General features: G+C 39.2%; 15 protein-coding genes and 1 pseudogene. 15 read left to right on the top strand and 1 reads right to left on the bottom strand.

Annotated elements, in window-relative coordinates; all coding sequences use genetic code 11:
* Window positions 1-14: 14 nt before the first annotated feature.
* Complete coding sequence (locus AC3ANL_RS08100) at window positions 15-1556, top strand: acyl-CoA carboxylase subunit beta (protein ID WP_488328718.1); 1542 nt, start codon at window positions 15-17, stop codon at window positions 1554-1556.
* A 267-nt stretch (window positions 1557-1823) separates the two neighbouring features.
* Here the strand turns inward: AC3ANL_RS08100 and AC3ANL_RS08105 are convergent.
* Window positions 1824-2111 (bottom strand): annotated as a pseudogene (locus AC3ANL_RS08105) (transposase); the annotation flags it as partial.
* A gap of 512 nt (window positions 2112-2623) precedes the next feature.
* Here AC3ANL_RS08105 and AC3ANL_RS08110 point away from each other — a divergent pair.
* The 14 genes from AC3ANL_RS08110 (at window position 2624) to murG (ending at window position 18981) form a co-directional block, all read left to right on the top strand.
* A complete protein-coding gene (locus tag AC3ANL_RS08110) occupies window positions 2624-3529 on the top strand; it encodes a 2-dehydropantoate 2-reductase (RefSeq protein WP_488328719.1) in 906 nt (301 codons plus the stop codon).
* Complete coding sequence (locus AC3ANL_RS08115; RefSeq protein WP_488328720.1) at window positions 3526-3921, top strand: DUF3397 domain-containing protein; 396 nt, start codon at window positions 3526-3528, stop codon at window positions 3919-3921. The genes AC3ANL_RS08110 and AC3ANL_RS08115 overlap by 4 nt, the downstream gene beginning before the upstream one ends.
* Window positions 3922-4008: 87 nt before the next feature.
* Window positions 4009-5643 carry a bacillithiol biosynthesis cysteine-adding enzyme BshC gene (bshC, locus tag AC3ANL_RS08120; protein ID WP_488328721.1) on the top strand — a complete coding sequence of 545 codons (1635 nt, stop codon included), beginning with the start codon at window positions 4009-4011 and terminating at the stop codon, window positions 5641-5643.
* 170 nt (window positions 5644-5813) lie between these two features.
* Window positions 5814-6245, top strand: coding sequence for a division/cell wall cluster transcriptional repressor MraZ (gene mraZ, locus AC3ANL_RS08125; protein ID WP_488328722.1), 432 nt, complete (start codon window positions 5814-5816; stop codon window positions 6243-6245).
* Between the two features lie 64 nt (window positions 6246-6309).
* Window positions 6310-7242, top strand: a complete 933-nt coding sequence (gene rsmH, locus AC3ANL_RS08130) for a 16S rRNA (cytosine(1402)-N(4))-methyltransferase RsmH (protein ID WP_488328723.1) — start codon at window positions 6310-6312, stop codon at window positions 7240-7242.
* Between the two features lie 53 nt (window positions 7243-7295).
* Window positions 7296-7655 carry a cell division protein FtsL gene (gene ftsL, locus AC3ANL_RS08135; protein WP_488328724.1) on the top strand — a complete coding sequence of 120 codons (360 nt, stop codon included), beginning with the start codon at window positions 7296-7298 and terminating at the stop codon, window positions 7653-7655.
* Window positions 7652-9889, top strand: coding sequence for a penicillin-binding protein (locus AC3ANL_RS08140; RefSeq protein ID WP_488328725.1), 2238 nt, complete (start codon window positions 7652-7654; stop codon window positions 9887-9889). The genes ftsL and AC3ANL_RS08140 overlap by 4 nt, the downstream gene beginning before the upstream one ends.
* Window positions 9890-10121: 232 nt before the next feature.
* Window positions 10122-12041, top strand: coding sequence for a stage V sporulation protein D (locus tag AC3ANL_RS08145; protein ID WP_488328726.1), 1920 nt, complete (start codon window positions 10122-10124; stop codon window positions 12039-12041).
* Window positions 12042-12229: 188 nt separating this feature from the next.
* On the top strand, window positions 12230-13690 hold the full coding sequence (locus AC3ANL_RS08150; protein WP_488328727.1) for a UDP-N-acetylmuramoyl-L-alanyl-D-glutamate--2,6-diaminopimelate ligase: 1461 nt from the start codon (window positions 12230-12232) through the stop codon (window positions 13688-13690).
* A 2-nt stretch (window positions 13691-13692) separates the two neighbouring features.
* Complete coding sequence (locus tag AC3ANL_RS08155) at window positions 13693-14142, top strand: hypothetical protein (protein ID WP_488328728.1); 450 nt, start codon at window positions 13693-13695, stop codon at window positions 14140-14142.
* 1 nt (window position 14143) lies between these two features.
* Window positions 14144-15121 carry a phospho-N-acetylmuramoyl-pentapeptide-transferase gene (mraY, locus tag AC3ANL_RS08160; protein ID WP_488328729.1) on the top strand — a complete coding sequence of 326 codons (978 nt, stop codon included), beginning with the start codon at window positions 14144-14146 and terminating at the stop codon, window positions 15119-15121.
* Window positions 15122-16474 carry a UDP-N-acetylmuramoyl-L-alanine--D-glutamate ligase gene (gene murD, locus AC3ANL_RS08165; protein ID WP_488328730.1) on the top strand — a complete coding sequence of 451 codons (1353 nt, stop codon included), beginning with the start codon at window positions 15122-15124 and terminating at the stop codon, window positions 16472-16474. It abuts the gene before it with no gap.
* Window positions 16475-16623: 149 nt separating this feature from the next.
* On the top strand, window positions 16624-17688 hold the full coding sequence (gene spoVE, locus AC3ANL_RS08170) for a stage V sporulation protein E (RefSeq protein WP_488329683.1): 1065 nt from the start codon (window positions 16624-16626) through the stop codon (window positions 17686-17688).
* Window positions 17689-17877: 189 nt separating this feature from the next.
* On the top strand, window positions 17878-18981 hold the full coding sequence (gene murG / locus AC3ANL_RS08175) for an undecaprenyldiphospho-muramoylpentapeptide beta-N-acetylglucosaminyltransferase (protein WP_488328731.1): 1104 nt from the start codon (window positions 17878-17880) through the stop codon (window positions 18979-18981).
* Window positions 18982-19004 lie beyond the last annotated feature (23 nt).

The raw sequence follows: 19004 nt of genomic DNA on the forward strand, positions 1-19004 counted from the left end.
AGAGGGGGAGTAATATGGGAACCATACACACCTTTAACGACCAATTAAATGAACATAGAAAGAAAATTGAAATGGGCGGCCATCCAAAATATCACGAAAAGGCTAAAGAGCAAAACAAGTTATTTGCCCGCGACCGATTAGCCTTATTGTTTGATGATGGAAGGTATGAAGAAGATGGGAAATTTGCTAATTTTCATGCAGGGGACCTTCCTGCCGATGGCGTTATAACAGCAATCGGTAGAATTAACGGGCAGACAGTATGTGCCATGGCTAATGATTCGACAATTAAAGCGGGTTCCTGGGGTGCTCGTACAGTTGAAAAAATTATTCGGATTCAAGAAGTTGCCGAAAAATTAAAGGTTCCGTTATTTTATCTTGTCGATTCAGCAGGTGCAAGAATCACGGATCAACTAGACATGTTTCCGAATCGTCGTGGTGCAGGGAAAATTTTTTATAATCAAGTGAAGCTCTCGGGGATGATTCCACAGGTATGTATTTTGTTTGGTCCTTCTGCGGCAGGAGGTGCATATATCCCGGCCTTTTGTGATATTGTGATAATGGTTGATCAAAATGCTTCCATGTACCTAGGTTCTCCTCGTATGGCTGAAAAAGTAATCGGTGAAAAAGTAACCTTAGAGGAAATGGGCGGGGCCCGCATGCATTGTACCATAAGCGGCTGCGGCGATGTTTTGACGTACAGTGAGGAAGAAGCGATCGAATCAGCTAAAAAATATATTAGCTATTTTCCTGCCAGCTTTAAAGAAAAACCAAAAATGACCGACGGAATGGATGCAAAGGAAGGTCGTGAACTTGAAGCGATAATTCCCGAGAATCAGAATGCACCCTTTGATATGCTAGAGGCTATTGAACGATTAGTGGACAATGGCAGTTTATATGAAATAAAAAAATTATTTGCTCCTGAATTAATAACCGGATTAGCTAGAATCAATGGAAGAGCTGTGGGGGTAATTGCTAATCAGCCAAAGGTTAAGGGGGGGGTTTTATTTGTTGATTCTGCAGATAAAGCAGCAAAGTTCATCCAACTATGCGATGCCTTCCATATTCCATTATTATTCTTAGCAGATGTTCCTGGCTTTATGATTGGGACAAAAGTTGAACGGGCTGGCATCATTCGTCATGGTGCGAAATTAATTGCCGCGATGAGCTCGGCAACTGTACCGAAAATCTCTGTAATTGTTAGAAAGGCATATGGTGCAGGTCTATATGCTATGGCCGGTCCGGCCTTTGAACCGGATTGCTGTATTGCTTTGCCAACTGCACAAATTGCTGTTATGGGTCCAGAGGCAGCAGTAAATGCTGTTTATTCTAATAAAATTAATGAGATTAGCGATCCCAAGGAAAAAATCGCCTTTGTTCAAGAGAAGCAAAAAGAGTATAAAGAGCATATTGACATTTATAAGCTTGCATCGGAGCTGATCATAGATGAAATTGTTGCTCCTTCCGAGTTGCGTGAAGTCCTGATCCAACGTTTTAGTTATTATGAAACAAAAGAATTAGCCTTCAGTGTCCGGAAACATCCGGTATATCCTGTTTAGTTGACATGACCCTTTTCGATGAAAAGGGTCAGATTGTCGGAAAGGGTATATTCCTCAGCCATTTTTTTATTTTATTGGAATTTAAATTGCCATTATTATTAAAAATTCCCCCTGCAAAGGGGCCTGTTGATTTCCGCTCCAGGTGCTTCGCTTTCCGCGGGCGGTGCGGGAAGCCTCCTCGGCGCGTTCCGCGCCTGCGGGGTCTCCCCTGTCCCCGTACTCCCGCAGGAGTCTTCGCACCTTCCGCTCCAATCAACAGGAGATTAATCAACCTAAAGAATTGCCACACACCTTTTCCAGTCTGAATAAGTGTGTCGCAATCTTTTTCATGTTCTGGCAAGCTGCGGTAAGAAGAGCCAGCTCACTTGCTTTTTTTATACACCGTAACCGGCAGTAGCAAAGCTTCACTCAATTTTCCCCTTCTAAATTTATATAACTCTTTTCCTGATTTAGATAAGAGATTTACGCTTACCTTTTCCATGTACTCCTTCCATACTTGGCGTGTATCAACTTTCACCTTATTTTTGAACGTGTGCAAGGGGATAAAAGTAGACAGTCTTTGAATTTCAAACCTAAAAAACATCGATAAGCAAAGTTCATTTTCATTTCTTTTTCTAATTGTCTTTCAAACCGAATGCTAAAGAGATACCCTTTTGGCTAGACTCTTTTGGTTTACACATTGATATCACCACTTATTTTTATAAATGATTGGTTGAACTGCTAATCTAATTACTAACACCTGTTGATTGGCGCGGAAGGCACGAAGACTCCTGCGGGAGTACGGGGCAGGGGGAGACCCCACAGGCGCTTGCGCCGAGGAGGCTCCCCGGCACGCCCGCGGAAAGCGAAGTGTCTGGAGCGCCAATCAACAGACACGTCGAATAGTCTATTTATTAATAGTATTATAATAATTAAACGCAGAGAATTATTAAAGATACTAAATCAAATAAAGGCTGTCGAGAGTTTCTCGATAGCCTGACCCTTTTCGATGAAAAGGTTTTTTTTCTATCAAACCATCTAGTTCATCTGATAAAATATTAGAAAAGCGTGAAAAAAGAGGGATTAACATGAAGGTTGGAATTATCGGTGGGGGATCGATAGGATTATTGTTTGCTTCCTATATAAGTAAGGCATTTGAAGTAGTCCTCTATACTAGAACGGAAGAACAAGCTGCTGCGATTAAAAATAACGGAATCTTGCTGCAAAAAGGGAAGGAAGAGTGTGTATCGTGGATTAATTCTCTGCCGATTACAGAGTGGAGGGGAAGAGAAGATTTTACGATAATAGCAGTTAAACAATATCAGCTTCCAGCTATCATTCAAACAATAGATGATTTACAGCCCCTTCCTGAAAACCTATTATTTATCCAAAATGGAATGGGCCATTTAAAGTTGCTTGAAGGATTGAGGTCAAATAACCTATTTGTCGGTTCGGTGGAACATGGGGCACTTAAAAAGAATGCATTTACAGTTCGGCATAATGGTGAAGGAGTGACAAATGTGGCTTTGTTTCAAGGCGAAAGTACAGCCTTAGTAAAATTTTCAGCGGCATTGTCCTCTGAGTTTCCATTCGTTTTTCAAGAAGATTATTTTGAAATGCTGGTTAAAAAGTTAATTGCTAACGCGGTTATTAACCCATTAACGGCACTCTTGCAGGTGGAAAATGGAGTATTAGTCGATAATCAGTTTTATTTTCGGGTATTACAAAATCTCTTTACCGAAATCTCTTTTATACTGAACCTAGTACAACCGGAAGCTTATCTGAAACAAGTTATTGACATTTGTAAAAGTACAGCTGATAATCGTTCTTCGATGCTAAAGGATGTTGAAGCCAATCGGCTGACAGAAATTGATGCGATTTTAGGTTTTCTATTAGAAGAAGCAGGCAGACAAGGGAAAGAAGCTCCGCAAATTGAAAATCTTTATTACTTAATTAAGGGTAAAGAAATCAATAGGGAGGAAAAAAATATATGAGCACCATTCTTTCCGCTATCTTAACTGTTTTCTTTACAATGCCATTATTGAGTTTGATTCTTGTTTTTTTACTTTTAAAATTAATGACTAAAAATACGCATAAATCATTGCAAAAGGCCATGGATTATACAACCATTTTTTTTATCATTTCCGTTCATTTTTTAATTGTTACAGTATGGGGGAAATCTTTTTTTTGGTTAATAATATTAATAATGATCCTAATTGCAATGGTGTTTGTCTTTGTCCATTGGAAAGTAAAAGAAGAAATCGTTGTGAAAAAGGTATTCAAAGGTTTTTGGCGGTTTAATTTTATCTTGTTTTTTCTAGCCTATCTCACCTTGACAGTCTTTGGATTAGTTTCTCGTGCTGTAATTTTTACATTCTCATCCTAATTTGAAGCAAAAATTTTCTTCAAATGGGCTGGGTAGTGGTATACTCTTAAAAGAATGAATCTGGGTAATCAGAAAGGAAGTACATGAATGGAGATTTTAAATCTCTCGCTACCAGCAACCAATCGGTTTGCGTCCAATTATTTGGAACAATCTGCTGAAATTCAGCCTTTTTTTCATTATCGTTTTAATGACTTTCAAGCGGATAAGAAAAGAATAGCTGAATTAAACAACAGACCGTTTCCTCGTTTGGAGGTTGCTGCACACATTGAGAGCTTTATGGAGGGCTTTCCATCATCAGAAGCTGTTAAAAACTCAATAGAGAAATTAAAACTAGATAATAGCCTCGTGGTCATTGGCGGTCAACAGGCAGGTATATTAACAGGACCTCTTTATTCTATACATAAAGTTATTTCTATTATTAAATTAGCAGAAGAAAAAGAAAAACAACTTGGAATTCCTGTTATACCTGTGTTCTGGATTGCTGGCGAAGATCATGATTTTCAAGAAGTGAATCATGTGTTTGTACCTGTTAAGCAACAGGTGGATAAATGGATTTATCCCGAAAAAGTCCTGCAAAAGAAAATGGTGTCAGATATTCATTTGAACAAAGATGTCTGTCTTTCATGGGTTCGAAATTTAGTGGAGAATTTTGGGGAGACCGAACATACAAATACTTTGTTAGAATTTGCTGAAGGGCATTTGTTAAAATCAACCACCTTTGTTGATTTCTTTGCCCAGATCATCATGGAGCTTTTTAAGGATTATGGGCTTTTAATTGTTGATTCTGGGAATAGGGAATTCCGCCAAGTACAAAAAGAGTTTTTTAGAGCACAAATTCAACAACATGAAGCAATCACTTTTTCGTTATTAGAACAACAGAAACAAATCGAAAAGAGTGGTTTTTCTTGTACGATTGATGCGAGCGAGTACGCAGCAAACCTATTTTACTACGATCAAAGACATAATGAGCGAGTACTGCTAGAATATCACCGAGAAATCGACCGATTTGTGGGAAAAGGTGGTGCGATTACCTTTTCAAAAGAAGAATTAATGGCGTTACTCGATGAAAACCCAGCATTATTAAGTAATAATGTGGTGACCCGCCCACTCATGCAGGAATGGCTTTTCCCGACAATTGCCTTTATTGCAGGTCCTGGTGAAATTTCCTACTGGGCAGAATTAAAACTGGTATTTGAGCAATTTGATATTAAAATGCCGCCCATTGTTCCACGTTTGAATATCACTTTTATGGACCGTTCGATTGAAACCGATATGACTGAATTGAATTTAGATCTTGTCGATGTTTTAACTAATGGAACAGAAAAGGAAAGAGAACACTTCTTAGCCACTATCAAAGATAAGGATTTAGAACAATTATTTTCAAGGACGATTGATCAATTAAGGAAGCAGTACGAATTAATTGAAGCCAAAACGGAACAAATTAATCATGCTTTGTTACCAATGCTCAAGAAAAATGAGAGTTATCTTCTAAAAGAAATGAACTTCATGCAAGCAAAATTAGAAGAGGCTATTAAGTTAAAACACGATGTCCAGTTAAATAAATATGCTCGTGTCGATCTTGCATTACGGCCCGATGGCTTTCCGCAAGAACGGGTTTGGAATATTTTTTATTATTTAAATCACTATGGGCTAAATTTTATTCAAGACATAATGGCGGGGACGTATGAATTTGATGGCCGCCACAAGGTAATAAAACTATAGATGGAGGATGTCTTATAAGGGTCTAACCCTTTTAAGACATCCTTTTTATTTTTATAAAAAAATCCCTCAATAAAAAGGGTTTTAAAGAAAATGAGGCGAATAGTTAAAAAATAGGTGGTGGAAAGTGGGGGAATGTGGTACATTTTTAATAGAAAGTGGGGGTAATGGGTATGTTTATGGGTGAATACCATCACAGCATTGATAGTAAAGGCCGGTTAATTGTGCCCTCCAAATTCCGTGATGATCTTGGTGACATGTTTATCATTACACGTGGATTGGATCAATGTTTATTTGGATACCCATTATCAGAGTGGACGCTTATCGAAGAAAAGTTAAAAGGCTTACCTCTGACAAAAAAAGATGCCCGTGCTTTTACTAGATTTTTCTTTTCTGGTGCAACAGAGAGTGAACTTGATAAACAAGGAAGAATTAATATCCCGGCACCGCTATTGCAATATGCAAAGTTAGATAAAGAATGTGTCATTTTGGGTGTTTCCAATCGAATCGAAATATGGAGCAAGTCGATTTGGGAAGACTATTTTTCAGAGTCTGAAGAATCTTTTGCGGAAATAGCAGAAAATATGATTGGCTTTGATATATAATGGGAAAGTTATATTAATATATTTTCTCATAAATATCGTTCGATTGGAAAAGGAAGGTACGTAAATGTTTGAACATACAACTGTGTTATTGAATGAAGCTGTTGAAGGATTAAATATTAAGTCAGATGGCATTTATGTCGATTGTACGTTAGGCGGTGCAGGACATAGCGCTCTCATTCTTTCTAAGTTAGGTAAGGGTGGAAAGCTGTTTGCATTTGATCAAGACGAGATAGCAATTGCCAATGCAAGAGAAAGATTAGCTGAATATGGAAATCAATTAGAAATCATTAAAAGCAATTTTTTATATTTGAAAGAAGAACTTGAAGATCGAGGAATTGAAAAGGTAGATGGTGTTCTTTATGACCTTGGTGTTTCATCACCACAATTGGATACACCTGAACGAGGCTTTAGCTACCACCATGATGCCCCACTAGATATGCGAATGGATAATGAAGCCGATATTTCAGCTTATGATGTCATTAATCATTGGGCATATGAAGATTTAGTCCGCATCTTTTTTCGCTATGGAGAAGAAAAATTCTCAAAACAAATAGCTAGGAAGATTGAAGCGGCACGTGCCATAAAACCGATTGAAACCACATTCGAATTAGTTGATTTGATTAAGGATGGGATTCCTGCCCCAGCAAGAAGGAAGGGTGGCCATCCGGCCAAGAGAATTTTTCAGGCTGTTAGAATTGCTGTTAATGACGAATTGGCTGTATTTGAAAAGTCATTAAACCAAGCCATTGACCTACTAAATCCAGAGGGGAGAATTAGTGTTATCACCTTCCACTCACTTGAGGATCGGATTTGTAAGGCAGCCTTCAAGAAGGCGAGTGAGACCCCTTCTTTACCTCACGGTTTACCTATTATTCCTGATGAGTATAAACCAATTTTAAAATTAGTCTCTCGTAAACCCATTCTTCCATCGGAAGAAGAATTAGAACAAAACAACCGCGCTCGATCAGCGAAGCTTCGTATTGCTGAAAAAATATAAAAGAAGAAACGCTCGCTTAACTTTTAATTTAGAATAATCTGGAGGGGAAACGTTTGAGTAATCTTGCCAGGAAATATTTAGAACAACAACAAGCAGAACAGTCTGTCCCAAATAAGAGTCAAGTAAGAATAAAAAAGTCCTGGCTTACTCCAGGAGAAAAAATCATTGGAATCGTATTTGCTGGAATGGTCTGCTTTGGAGCAATTCATCTTATTTCTAATCAATCAAGAATATACGAAGTAAACAAGGACATTCAAACCGTGCAAGAAAAGATTAATGAACAACAAAAGGTCAATGGTGATTTGCAGGTTCAGGTAAGCGAATTAAGTTCATATGACCGTATATTTGAAAAGGCAAAAAAGTTAGGATTAATAAAAGATGAAAATAACGTCAAGGTTGTGCAGGAAAGATGAATAAGAAACAGCCCTATATGAATGTTGGAGCAGCGATATTGTTTGGGATATTCGGCCTGCTCTTTTTTGTATTGATTTGCAGATTTTTTTCCATCCAAATTACGGGTGAGGTCAGCGGACAGCCTCTTGCTGCAAAGGCTCAACAAAAATATAACAGAGAAGGTACCTTACAGGCCGCTCGAGGAGTTATTTTTGACCGAAAGGGCGAGGTTATAGCAGAAGATACAGCTGCCTATACACTTATTGCCATTTTAGATAAAAAAATGACGACAGATTCCAAAAAGCCAAGACATGTAAAGGACCTGCGTAAAACGGCACAGGAACTTGCTAAATATATTGAAATGGATGAGTCAGAGATTTATAAGATTTTAACCCAAGGAAAGAAAAAAGGAAAATTCCAGGTTGAATTTGGCAGGGCCGGGCGTGATATAACGTATGAAATAAAGAAAAAAATAGAAAACCTAGAGCTGCCTGGAATTACATTTTCCCGTGATTCAAAACGCTTCTATCCCAATGGAATTTTTGCTTCTCATTTAGTAGGATATGCTGACCGGATTGAACAAAAGGATGAAACCTATAAAGCAGTTGGTAAAATGGGAATTGAAAAAGAATATAACGAAGAGCTGACGGGAAAAGACGGCAAGATTAATTATGAAAGTGATTTATGGGGGTATATCCTTCCCGATGGAAAGGAAAAAATCACACAGGCGCAAAATGGGAATGACATCTATTTGACCGTTGACCAAAAAATTCAAACGTTTTTAGAAGATGCTATGGACAATGTTGTGAAAGAATATAAACCGAAAAAAATTATTGCGGTAGTCGCGGACCCAAAAACAGGGGATATCTTGGCAATGGGCCAGCGTCCATCGTTCCACCCAAAAACAAAGGATGGAATAACTGACAGCTGGCATAATGAAGCGGTTGAAACATCATTTGAACCAGGGTCAACGATGAAAATTTTCACTCTTGCCGCAGCGATACAGGAAAAAGTATTTAATCCAAATGAGACGTACCAGTCTGGGTCTTTTCGGGTGACTGAAAAGGACAAAGCCATCCATGACCATAACGGTTCTGGTTGGGGGACTATCACCTATCTTGAAGGGGTTCAACGCTCTTCAAATGTTGCGTTCGCAAAAATAGCAAAAGAAAAGTTAGGTTTTGATCGGTTCAGGGAGTATTTAACTAAATTTGGCTTTGATAAACCGACAGGAATCGAACTGCCTGATGAAACATCAGGAAAAATACAATTCACCTATCCAAGTGAAAAAATCACCACGGCATATGGACAGGGAACAGCGATCACAGCCATTCAACAAATACAAGCAGCTACGGCAATCGCAAATGACGGAAAAATGTTAAAGCCCCATGTAATTGATAAAATTGTTAATCATGACACAGGGAAACCAATAAAAGAGATGTCACCAGAGGTAGTTTCAACGCCGATATCGGCTGAAACTGCCAAGGAGGTTCGTGATATTTTGGAAACGGTAGTGACTTCACCAAAGGGGACAGGGGGACGTTACAAAATAGATGGATATAGTGTAGCTGGGAAGACAGGTACAGCAAATATCCCAGGGCCAAAGGGAAGATATTTATCAGGCGTTAACAATTATATGTTCTCATTTTTAGGAATGGCACCGAAAGATGATCCTAAACTAATTGTGTATGTAGCCGTTCAGCAGCCAAAACTTGAAGGTATGGATGCTGGTCAAGGTGCTATTCCAGTGTCGGCCATTTTTAATCCAGTCATGAAAAATAGTCTGCACTATTTAAATATCCAGCCATCTAAACTTGAAACGGCTGAAGTAAATAAATTGTCAAATCTAAAAGGACAGTCAGTGGATGAAGCAGTTAAAAAGTTGAAAGCAAGTGATTTTGAACCAGTTGTACTCGGTGGTGGAACAAAGGTAGTTGGACAGTTGCCAAAGGTTGGTACGACTATATTAGAGGGTGAAAAGGTCATTATTCAAACAGATAGTGATCTGACAGCACCGGATATGACGGGCTGGTCACTGAGAGATGTCATGAAGATTGCAAATATCGCTGATTTAAAATTGACTACAAAGGGTAAAGGCTTTGTTACCAAACAAAATATTAAACCAGATTCCTTATTAAAACGGGGAGATTTTCTCATTGTCGATTTAAAAACACCTGAAGAACAATGGAATGTTGAAAAGGATGCCCAAAATACTGAAACGGTAAAAGCGAAGGAAGAAAAAGTCCAAGATTAACAATTAGAGGATGTCTCAAAACAGGATTGACCTTAAGATTTACATCCAACATAATGTCGCCTTTTAGGGAGGGGCAGCGATATGTTGAGATTGTGAGGGTCTGACACTCTGTTTTGGGACATCCTCTTTTCCATTTTTCAGCGTTGTTACTGCGTTCTATTTAAAAAAGTACAAGCATATAAATGAACGATAATGGTAAGTGAATGCGGGATAAAGGAGGATCATTCATTATATGCGTGTGTCTAATGTAACTGTCCGAAAGCGATTAATGATTGCACTATTTGTTGGAATCCTAACCTTCTTAATCATTGATGTTCGATTAGGATACGTCCAATTTGTCCTAGGTGATATGTTAACGGATCGTGCCAAAGGATCTTGGAGTCGGAATATTCCTTTTGAACCAGAGCGTGGTCAAATTGTCGACAGAAATGGAATAGCATTGGCAACAAATATTAGTGCTCCGACTGTTTATGTGATTCCTAGGCAGATTAAAGATCCAGCTGCAACAGCTAAAAAACTGGCATCTGTATTAAATATGCCGAAAGAAGCCGCTTATCGCGAAATTACAAAAAGTGCATCGTCGGTTCGGATTAAAGAGGGAAGAAAAATATCTCATGAAAAGGCAAAAGAAATTAGAGCCCTCGGTCTTGAGGGTGTCTATATTGGTGAAGACTCCAAGCGCTACTATCCAAATGGAAGTTACCTTTCCCATGTGCTTGGATTTACAGGGGCAGATAACCAAGGTTTGATGGGACTTGAGCAATATTATGATAAAGAGTTAAGTGGTGAACGGGGAGCAGTGAAATTTTATGCCAATGCCAAAGGGGAAAGAATGAATGACATGGCCGATGATTATGAGCATCCCGTTAACGGTCTAGAATTAAAACTCACCATCGATTCAAAAATACAAAAAGTAGTTGAAAGAGAGCTAGATATTGCAGAGGCAAAATATAATCCGGACGGTATTGTGGCTATTGCCATGAATCCAAATAATGGAGAAATTTTGGCAATGTCGAGCAGGCCGACTTTTGATCCCGCGAATTTCCGAAACGTTCCACAAGAAGTGTATAATCGTAATCTTCCAGTTTGGTCAACATATGAGCCGGGGTCCACCTTTAAGATTATTACTCTAGCAGCTGCGCTAAATGAAGGGAAGGTCAATCTAGAAAAAGAACATTTTCATGATTCTGGATCTGTCCAGGTAGCAGGTGCGAGGTTAAAATGCTGGAAAAGGGGCGGACATGGTGACCAAACATTTTTGGAGGTCGTTGAAAACTCTTGTAACCCGGGGTTTGTAGAATTAGGAAATCGTTTAGGGAAAGAAAAACTTTTTAAGTATATTAAAGATTTTGGATTCGGCCAAAAGACAGGTATTGATTTGCAAGGTGAAGGAACAGGAATATTATTTAATTTGAACCGAGTGGGTCCTGTAGAACAAGCCACAACTGCTTTTGGGCAGGGGGTATCGGTGACACCGATTCAGCAAGTCGCTGCTGTTTCTGCAGCCATCAATGGTGGGATACTGTATAAGCCTTATATCGCGAAAGAGCTTATAGATCCTGTTTCAAAAGAAGTGGTAATGAGAAACACCCCAGTTGAGAAAAGGCGAGTGGTCACAGAAGAAACATCAAAAGAAATTCGCCATGCCCTTGAGAGTGTAGTTGCCCAAGGATCAGGGGGCAAGGCATTTATAGAAGGCTTTCGTGTCGGGGGTAAAACGGGTACTGCCCAAAAGGCACAAAACGGAAGATATCTAGAAAATAACTTTATTGTTTCCTTTATGGGGTTCGCTCCTGCTGATGATCCACAAATTGTTGTGTATGTGGCCGTTGATAATCCCAAAGGTGTGACCGCTTTTGGCGGGGTTGTTAGCGCACCAATCGTTGGGGCCATCATGAAGGATAGCTTAAGTGCGATGGGCGTCGAACCTCGAAAAGATCAAATAGAAAAAGAAATCAAATGGCCCGATTCACCACTGTTAAAGTTACCGGACTTTGTTGGTTTATCAAAAAGTGAACTTCGTGAGCAGCTCATTAATTTACAAATTGATGCCAGTGGTGAAGGGGATGTTGTGGTTCGTCAATCTCCTGCACCAGGTACAAAGGTAAAAGAAGGCTCCAAAATTAGACTTTATTTTGGTAAAGGCGACTAGTTATCAGTTGAATAGAAATTCATTGACAGGCGGCCGGAATGTTTCTGCCGCCTAAAATTTTATTAACCTTTCATAACAAATGGTAAAATGAAATATTTTAATGTAAAATAAGATGGAACTTTCGAAAGAATGGTTTTAGGAGAATACTGGTAATTTGCTATGTTTGGTAATGAGAGGATTTGAGAGAAATGAAGCTACAAAAGCTGCTTGAGTGTTTGCATCCAATTCTTCCTTATAAAGGAGAAGATCCGGAAATTACAACCATCGAAAACGATAATCGGAAGGTGCAAAAAGGGAGCTTATTTATCTGTATTAAGGGTTACACTGTGGATGGTCACGATTTTGCGGAATCTGCCGTTCAAAATGGTGCAGCAGCAATCCTTGCTGAACGACCATTAAAATTAAATGTTCCTGTTATTATTGTCAACGATACCACAAGAGCCATGGCAGTGCTCGCGGATGCTTTTTATGGGCAGCCAACAAAAAGCCTGCGTTTAATTGGTATAACCGGTACGAATGGCAAAACCACGACGAGTCATTTAATTGAAAAAATATTCGCGGATGCCGGGGAAATAACGGGCCTGATAGGCACGATGTATACGAAAATTGCAGACAAGACAATTGAAACGAAGAATACAACTCCAGAAAGTCTCACCCTGCAAAAAACGTTTCATCAAATGGTTGATGCTGGTGTAAGTTTAGCGGTCATGGAGGTCTCTTCACATGCCCTTGATTTAGGAAGGGTTCATGGTTGTGATTACGATGTTGCTGTTTTTACTAACCTCACACAAGACCACCTTGATTATCATAAAACTATGGAGGAATATAAGCGCGCCAAAAGCTTATTGTTTGCTCAACTTGGCAATACCTTCGATCATAAAAGGGCTAAATTTGCTGTATTAAATGCTGATGACCCTGCTTCAGAAATGTATAGACGTTCCACGGCTGCACATGTAGTTACATACGGAATTGATCAAAAGGCAGATATTCAGGCAAAAAATATTCAAATGACGCCAAAAGGCACACATTTTGATTTGGTTATGGAAGACATCATCTATCCTATTGAAATGCAGTTAATTGGTAAATTCAGTGTTTATAATGTCTTAGCCAGCATTTCAGCAGCTTTAGTCTCAGGAATTGGAATTAACGAAATTATTCATTCCATTGAGAGCATTGAAGGGGTAGCTGGAAGATTTGAACTAGTAAATGCAGGCCAGGATTTTACTGTCATTGTTGATTATGCTCATACTCCAGACAGTCTTGAAAACGTGTTGAAAACGATTCAGCATTTTGCCGAGAAAAAGGTATTTGTCATTATCGGCTGCGGTGGTGACCGTGACCGTACAAAACGTCCTTTAATGGCTCAAATTGCCTGTCGTTTGGCAACAAATCCGATCCTTACTTCTGATAACCCGAGGAGTGAAGATCCAATTGCCATACTGAAAGATATGGAATCAGGTGTGCAAGGGGAATTCTATCAGGTCATACCTGATCGAAAAGAAGCCATTTATACAGCTGTTCGTCAAGCGACGGCTGGAGATGTCATTTTAATTGCTGGAAAGGGTCATGAAACGTATCAAATCATGGGCAGCGATGTACATGATTTTGATGATCGGCTTGTGGCCAGGGAAGCAATTGAGGGGAGATAGGTATGTTTTTAGCTTTAAAAGACTTGGCAGGATTGTTTCAAGAAAAACAAGGAATTCAGGACGATATCTTGTTTTATACCGTGGCTGATCAGGCCAATGTGGTTCAACCCAAAGGTTTATTTGTGCCGACCTTTGAGGAGTCCGGTGAACTCTTAGATGCGATTGCCAATGGGGCAATTGCAGTCATTTGGGATTCTGAACAAGAGCTGCCACGGTATACGCCAAGCCATTTCCCAGTTTTTTTTACGACAGATCAGGCAGAGGCAATAAAAAAGATTGTAAAACTATATAGCGAAAAATTAGATGGAGAAACGAATAAGCACATGGAGATAACTAACTTTAATTTATCAAATAAAAAACTTCTTAATAAAAATAAACAAACATATGATATAGCTTCGATGCTAGATCAATTGAAGAATAAAGGCACCAACGATATAAAGGGGAGGGGATAAAATGAAGGAGCAAGTTATTTTTTTCACAATTATAATGGGCTTTCTAATTTCTGTTTTACTTTCTCCGATTTTTATTCCTTTCTTAAGAAGATTGAAATTTGGACAAAGCATTCGTGAGGAAGGTCCTAAATCACATCAAAAAAAATCAGGAACACCAACAATGGGTGGTGTCATGATTTTGTTTTCCATAATCATTACCACCTTGGTCATGATCGGAAAATATTCAGAGCAAACCCCGGTTACAGCGTTTTTACTTTTATTTGTGACCTTTGGATTCGGGCTGCTCGGCTTTTTGGATGATTTCATAAAAGTTGTCTTGAAACGAAATTTAGGTTTAACCTCAAGACAAAAGCTTTTAGGTCAAATTATTATATCTGTAATATTTTATCTTATCTATAAACACACTGGGCAATCAACTGAAATCAAATTACCGTTTGGAGATTACTCTTTCGACTTAGGCTGGTCATATGTATTTTTGATCATTTTCTGGCTGGTTGGATTCTCGAACGCGGTCAATTTAACAGATGGTCTCGATGGATTAGTGTCAGGCACCGCGGCGATTGCTTTTGGGGCATTTGCAGTTTTGGCTTGGAATCAAAACCAATTTGAAATTGCTATTTTCTCAGTAGCAGTAGTGGGGGCGGTGTTAGGATTTTTAGTATTTAACGCGCACCCAGCTAAAGTGTTCATGGGAGATACAGGCTCACTTGCACTTGGAGGGGCAATTGCTGCAATTGCCATACTAACAAAGCTGGAGATTCTACTTATTATTATTGGTGGTGTTTTTGTTATCGAAACATTATCAGTTATACTTCAAGTAGCATCCTTTAAGACGACGGGAAGAAGAATCTTCCGAATGAGTCCATTACATCATCATTATGAATTAATTGGGTGGTCAGAGTGGCGAGTGGTAGTAACGTTTTGGAGTGTTGGGTTAATATTTGCGATACTGGGTATCTATATTGAGGTGTGGTTATAAATGAAACAGATTGAATCTTATCGTTATAAAAAAATACTTGTCCTTGGTTTAGCCAAAAGCGGTGTAACCGCAGCGGCCCTGTTACATAAGCTTGGAGCATTTGTTACAGTTAATGATAAAAAGCCATTATCGGAAAATCCTGAAGCTCAAGGGTTATTAGAGCAGGGGATAAAAGTGATATGCGGCGAACATCCGATTGAGCTGCTGGATGAGGGGTTCGAACTAATTGTAAAAAATCCAGGTATTCCTTATTACAATCCTATGATTGCTGGAGCACTTGAAAAGGGAATCCCTGTCATTACGGAAGTGGAGCTAGCGTATCAAATTTCAGAGGCTCCGTTTATTGGTATTACTGGAACAAATGGGAAAACAACAACTACAACACTTGTTTTTGAAATGCTAAAAGAAGGAAGGAAACAACCGTTAATAGCCGGTAACATTGGAACGGTTGCTTCTGGTGTTGCCCAAGAAGCAACAAAGGAAAATACAATCGTGATTGAATTGTCGTCGTTCCAACTGATGGGAATTGAAACCTTTAATCCGAAAATCGCGATTATCACAAACCTTTTTGATGCCCATTTAGATTATCACGGTACAAGAAAGGAATACATTCAAGCGAAGGCAAACATTACAAAAAATCAATCAGAACTTGAGTATTTAATCGTTAATGCAGACCAAGAAGAAACCATGGAGATCGCTCGTAACTCTAAAGCAAGAATGATTCCATTTTCTGCAAAGAAGGATCTCGCAGAAGGAGCTTATATTCAAGACGGCTGGCTTATGTTTAACAAGGAACAAATTATCCAAACGACCGAAGTTGCCTTACCAGGGGTACATAACCTCGAAAACATCTTGGCAGCAATGGCAGCCGCTAAACTGTCCGGCGTCGAAAATAGCGCCATTCAAGAGGTGCTGCGCACATTTACGGGTGTCAGGCACCGTTTGCAATATGTTGATGTGGTAAATGGAAGAAGAATTTATAATGATTCAAAGGCGACGAATATTTTGGCAACGAGCACTGCGCTAGCTGCATTTAATGCTCCAGTCATTTTACTTGCAGGTGGACTTGATCGCGGCAATGAATTTGATGAACTTCTACCCTATCTAAAAAATGTTAAAGGATTGATTACCTTTGGCCAAACAGCACCCAAGCTTGAGCGAGTGGGTAAGCTTGCTGGAATAAAAATAATCAGCCGTGTCGATAATGTTGAAAAGGCAGTGCCAGAAGCTTATCGATATTCCGAATCAGGTGACGTCATCCTATTGTCTCCAGCGTGTGCGAGCTGGGATCAATATAAAAGTTTTGAAGTCAGAGGAGACATTTTTATCGAAGCGGTGCATAAGCTTAAGTAAGGGCTTGTACCAGGAAGAGCGAAGTACACTAGCCGCTGGGCACTAGAGCTGGTCAATAATTGAGTTCAGCTAAATGTGCGGAGCCCTAAAACTTGCAGTTGAGGTGGATAGTGGTGCCGACTAAGAGAACAACTCCCGATTTTATTTTAATGATTGTAACCTTCACGCTCCTGGCAATAGGGCTCATTATGGTGTACAGTGCAAGTGCTATATGGGCTGAATATAAATTCCAAGATTCCTTTTTCTTCGCAAAAAGGCAAACCCTATTTGCCGGGGTAGGAATAGCAGCCATGTTTTTTATTATGAATATCAATTACTGGACCTGGAGGACTTGGGCCAAGACAATCTTAATCGTTTGTTTTGTCCTGTTAGTTCTCGTCTTAATTCCAGGAATCGGGAATGTTCGAAATGGTTCAAGGAGCTGGATAGGAGTGGGTGCATTTTCAATCCAACCCTCTGAATTTATGAAACTGGCCATGATTGCATTTTTAGCCAAATATCTCTCTGAGCGGCAAAAGGTCATTACCTCTTTTAAAAAGGGGTTGATTCCTTCACTAGGGCTGGCCTTTGTTGCCTTTGCCATGATTATGCTGCAACCTGATTTAGGAACAGGTACTGTCATGATGGGGACCTGCGTAGTGATGATTTTCATTGCTGGTGCACGAATAAGTCATTTTGCCTTTCTTGGGTTAATAGGGGTAGCTGGGTTTGTTGGGTTGATTGCTTCTGCACCGTATCGTATTAAGAGGATAACCTCATTTTTAGATCCTTGGTCCGATCCTCTAGGAAGTGGTTTTCAAATCATTCAATCACTATATGCGATCGGTCCGGGTGGGTTATTTGGACTGGGTCTGGGTGAGAGCAGACAGAAGTTTTTTTACTTACCAGAACCCCAGACAGACTTTATTTTTGCGATTCTCTCAGAAGAACTAGGGTTTATTGGCGGCTCGTTCATTTTGCTTTTATTTGCGCTTTTATTATGGCGAGGGATTCGTATCGCCCTTGGTGCACCAGATTTATATGGCAGCTTCCTCGCAGTTGGCATTATCGCTATGGTTGCCATTCAGGTAATGATTAATATCGGTGTTGTAACAGGACTTATGCCAGTAACGGGTATTACATTGCCATTTTTAAGCTATGGGGGTTCCTCCTTGACCTTAATGTTAATGGCCATAGGTGTTCTCCTTAATATCAGTCGTTATTCCAGATTGTAAAAATGATTCCCTGTTTCCTTAGCAGGGTTCTTTTTATTTCATAAGTGCTATTCCCTAAAGGTTAAATAATTGGATTTACTTCCATTTATTAATGGTTTCATTACATTTACATAACATTCTTTTTTCTTTCGCTTTTTTCTTATTGTTTTTATAGTAGAATGTGTTTAGCAACTTTTTAGAGGTGAGAAAATGAAAATAGTAGTAAGTGGCGGCGGGACAGGCGGCCATATTTATCCTGCGCTTGCATTAATTAGAGAAATCCAAAAAGAAAACAATGAGGCAGAGTTTCTATATATCGGTACAAACAATGGTTTAGAAAGTAAAATTGTTCCTCGCGAAAATATAGCTTTTCAATCTATTCACATCACTGGATTTAAAAGAAAACTATCCTTTGAAAATGTAAAAACCATTTTTCGTTTTCTAAAGGGAGTGAAAGACAGCAAACAAATTTTAAAAGAGTTCAAGCCTGACATTGTTATTGGAACGGGTGGATATGTTTGCGGGCCGGTTGTTTATGCTGCCTCCAGCCTTCGAATTCCTACCATTATTCATGAACAAAATAGTGTCCCTGGACTAACCAATAAATTTTTAAGCAGATATGTAAATAAGATAGCCATCTGTTTTGAAGAGGCAAAGGACTATTTTCCTGGTGAAAAGGTCGTCTTTACGGGAAATCCTCGTGCATCTGAAGTAATTGGTAAGGATGGAATAAAAGGGCGTTTATCTGCTGGACTAAGTACAACTAAGCCTGCAGTATTAATTTTTGGCGGGAGTCGTGGTGCAAGACCCATCAATGAAGCAGTGGTTAAAGCTCTGTCTGAATTGGCAGAAAAACCATATCAAATCCTTTATATTACCGGTGATGTTCACTTTGAGGATGTCAAAAAGGAAGTAGAATTAGTCGGAAATCCGAGTAATGTCGTGATTAAACCATTTATTCATAACATGCCGGAAGTTTTGGCCGGGATAGATTTAGTAGTATCAAGAGCTGGAGCAACGACACTTGCAGAAATAACTTCACTCGGTATTCCAAGTATCTTAGTTCCAAGCCCATATGTAACCAATAATCATCAAGAGAAAAATGCAAGGTCATTAAGTGACCATGGTGCGGCGGAATTACTTTTAGAAAAAGATTTAAATAATAATAGTCTGGTGGAGCACATTGATCGAATTCTTTTAAATAAAGATCATTTACAGGAAATGAAAAGTAAATCAAAAAAAATGGGTGTACCGGATTCTGCAAACAGACTTTACTTAGTAATGAAACAGCTTATCAGTGCAAATCAAAGGTAGCCCAAATGAATTCTTAGCATAGA

It is taken from the genome of Neobacillus sp. DHD-1R (assembly GCF_057747995.1).